Annotated in this window: 3 protein-coding genes and 1 pseudogene; 3 read left to right on the top strand and 1 reads right to left on the bottom strand. The window is 69.4% G+C overall.

What is annotated here, in order from left to right; all coding sequences use genetic code 11:
* Positions 1–83 precede the first annotated feature (83 nt).
* Positions 84–662: a hypothetical protein gene (locus K9U41_RS22385; RefSeq protein ID WP_282643047.1), complete on the bottom strand. Its 579-nt coding sequence runs from the start codon at positions 660–662 to the stop codon at positions 84–86.
* Between the two features lie 218 nt (positions 663–880).
* On the opposite strand from K9U41_RS22385, the gene K9U41_RS22380 reads away from it, so the two are divergent.
* The 3 genes and pseudogenes from K9U41_RS22380 to K9U41_RS22370 form a co-directional block, all read left to right on the top strand.
* Positions 881–1,516, top strand: coding sequence for an alpha-ketoglutarate-dependent dioxygenase AlkB family protein (locus K9U41_RS22380; RefSeq protein ID WP_282643046.1), 636 nt, complete (start codon positions 881–883; stop codon positions 1,514–1,516).
* A gap of 160 nt (positions 1,517–1,676) precedes the next feature.
* Positions 1,677–2,615, top strand: coding sequence for a hypothetical protein (locus K9U41_RS22375; RefSeq protein WP_282643045.1), 939 nt, complete (start codon positions 1,677–1,679; stop codon positions 2,613–2,615).
* A gap of 70 nt (positions 2,616–2,685) precedes the next feature.
* Positions 2,686–3,041: pseudogene (locus tag K9U41_RS22370) on the top strand (PAS domain-containing protein); the annotation flags it as partial.

Raw genomic sequence — 3,041 nt, 5'->3', positions numbered from 1 at the left:
GCCCCGACCTGGAAGTCAGGACCTGCAGCCCCCTCGTCCCCCCGCCGCGGGAAAAGGGAGCCACGGTCATTCGACCACCGTCCTCATTCGATGATCAGGATGATGCGACGGGTGCGGGGCTCGACCACCGCCGCCTCGGCGCCCGGCAGCACCACGTAACGGTAGCCGGAGAGGTCTGCCCCGCCCCCGTAGCCACCATCATAGCCGCCCCCGTAGCCGCCATAGCCGCCGCCGTAGAGTTCGCCCGGATAGACCGGCGTGTTGTAATCGGCGACGTCATAGCCGCCGCGGTCGGGATAGACGACCCCCGGATCGCCCTGGCCGTAATAGACCTGGCCGTAATAGCCCGGCCCGTAATAGCCCTGCTGGTAGGTGGAGTAGCGCTGATAGGTCGGCGCCACGGCGAAGCTCTGGAGCGGGATGCCGGCGGGCAGCACCGCCCCCACGGTGGGGATGAAGCCCCCGGGGATCAAGGCCGGCGGAACCGGGTGACGCAGCACATAACCTTGGATGTACCCGCGTTGGGCCGGCGAGATATACCCTCCGGGTCCCACCACGACGGCCTGTGCCGACGCGGCGGAGACCCCGGCGATCAGCACCGCGATGCCGAGGCCAACCGAAAGACGGATGCTTGCGCGGAGACTCTTTAGGCGGGGATTCATGACGACTCTCCTCTCGATCCCAGCGACCCGAAGACATCCTGCAGCGCCTTTTTGTTCCGATTTAGCTTAAATGTGATATGTAACATATGGTTACTTCCCCATTAAAGCCGTGGTCACGCCAAGGAAAAACCGCCGTCCAGTACCTCTGTTTTCTTTGAAACGCCGGAATCGGAGCGCCTGAAAACATGACGGCAACGCCCGCTTCCATGCCAACCCAAATGCCGCCTCGCCTGCCGGCCCATCTGGCGGTTGCCCCCGGCGCCCTGTGGTTTCGCGATGCGCTCGACCGGGCGGCGCAGGCCGCCCTGCTCGCGGACATCCGCGCGGTGCTGGACGCGGCGCCGCTGTTCACGCCCGCCATGCCGCGGACGGGCAAGCCGTTTTCCGTCCGCATGAGCAATTGCGGGCCGCTCGGCTGGGTCTCGGATGCCGCTGGATACCGCTACCAGCCGTTCCATCCCGAAACACGCGCGCCCTGGCCCGCCATGCCGCCGGCGCTGACCGCCCTGTGGACCGCCTATGCGGCCGTCCCGGCCCCGCCCGAGGCCTGCCTGATCAATTATTACGGGCCGGATGCGCGCATGAGCCTGCACCAGGACCGCGACGAAGCCGATTTCACCGCTCCGGTGCTCTCCCTCTCGCTGGGGGACACCGCCGTGTTCCGCATCGGCGGCGAGACGCGGGGCGGCGCCACCCGCTCGATCCGCCTCGCCTCGGGCGACCTCTTCCTGTTGTCCGGGCCGAGCCGGCTGGCGTTCCACGGCATCGACCGGATTCTGTCCGGCACCTCCACGCTGCTGCCGGAGGGCGGGCGCTTCAACCTCACGCTGCGGCGCGTGAACCCGGCCACCTGAAGCATCGCACCTGTGATCTCCTGTTCCGCGAACAGGCGCTCCCCCGGTCTCCCGGCCCCACAGAAAAGCCGGATTTTCGCCCGAAACAGGCCTTTCGATCCGAGACCGCGGGGAGCGGAGGCCCTGCCGCCGGGTCCCTCCTTCCCCGCCGGAGCCCTCCATGCGCCTGCTCTTGTCCGCCGCCTTCCTCGCATTCTCGATCCTCGCGGCGCCCCTGTCCGCGGCCTTCGCCGCCGACCCGACATTCCCCCGCGGCTCGGCCATCGGCCTCGTGCCCCCGCCGGGCATGGTGGAAGGGCAGGCCTTCGCCGGCTTCGAGGACCGCGCCCACAGTGCCTCCCTGCTCATCGTGGACATGCCGCCGGACGCCTACGAGCAGATCGACGCCGGCTTCACCGATGCGGCCCTGGGCGCCAAGGGCATCACCCTGGACAAGCGCGAGGCGTTCCCCCTCAAGGACGCGAAGGCGGTGCTGTTCACCGGCACCCAGACGGCAGGTCCCGTCTCCCTGCGCAAATGGGTGCTGCTGGTGGGCACCGACCAGCTCACCGGCCTCATCACCCTGCAGGTGCCCGAGAGCGAGGCCGCCGCCTATCCCGATGCCACCGTGCGCGCCGCCTTGGCCACCCTCGTGATCCGCCCGGTGCAGGACCAGGTGGCCGCCTTGCCGTTCGCCGTGACCAACCTCGCCGGCTTCCGCCCGGTGCGGGCGCTGGCCGGCACCACGCTCATGCTCACCGATGGACCGAAGGACGTGCAGGAGGGCGTGGACCAGCCCCTGTTCGTGGTGACGGTGGGCGGCGGCGCCCCGCGCGAGGACGAACGCCGCCAGTTCGCGCTCCGGCTGCTGTCCACCCTGCCTGGCGTGAAGGACCTGAAGCTGGAGCGCGCGGAGCCGCAGCGCATTTCCGGCCAGACCGGCTTCGAGGTGATGGCCACCGGCACCGACGTGAAGACCGGCGCGCCGGTGAAGCTGGTGCAATGGATCCGCTTTGGACCCTCTGCCTACATCCGCATGGTGGGCGTGACCCGGCTCGACGCCTTCCCCGACACCTACGACCGCCTGCGGGCGTTGCGCGACGGCGTCGAGCCGCGCTGAGGGCGGCGTTGCGCTTTTCCCCGGCGCGGGATTAACTCGCAGGTCCCAACTCCCGCGTCAGGACCGCCCGATGCCCGTGCCCGAGGGCAAGGACTTTCTCGCCGACAGCCCGCTGGCCCTCGCCAGCGGCGCGCCCGATTTCGGCGCCGTCGATGCGGAGGAGGCGTGGATCGCCGTCATCCGCAAGATGGACGAGACCTATGCGGAGCTGGTCCGCCAGCAGGTGGAGCTGGAGGAGAAGAACGCCGCGCTGGAGGAAGCCCAGGGCTTCATCGCCGGCCTGCTCGGCTCCATGACCGACGTGCTCATCGCCTGCGACCTCGCCGGTCGGGTGGAACAGGTGAACCTCGCCGCCGAGCGCGTGTTCGGCCAGTTGGCCGACGCCCTCACCGGCCGCCCCCTCGCCGCGCTGCTCGACCTGTCTCT

Origin of the sequence: Xanthobacter autotrophicus (assembly GCF_029991245.1) — a bacterium.
In the GTDB taxonomy this organism is placed as follows: domain Bacteria; phylum Pseudomonadota; class Alphaproteobacteria; order Rhizobiales; family Xanthobacteraceae; genus Xanthobacter; species Xanthobacter autotrophicus_C.
Note: the sequence above shows the minus strand (reverse complement) of the source record. Positions and strands in the feature narration are given on the sequence as shown.

Coding starts and splice junctions, on each gene's coding strand:
- K9U41_RS22385 (WP_282643047.1), bottom strand. CDS start 662: ATGAATCCCCGCCTAAAGAGTCTCCGCGCAAGCATCCGTCTTTCGGTT.
- K9U41_RS22375 (WP_282643045.1), top strand. CDS start 1,677: ATGCGCCTGCTCTTGTCCGCCGCCTTCCTCGCATTCTCGATCCTCGCG.
- K9U41_RS22380 (WP_282643046.1), top strand. CDS start 881: ATGCCGCCTCGCCTGCCGGCCCATCTGGCGGTTGCCCCCGGCGCCCTG.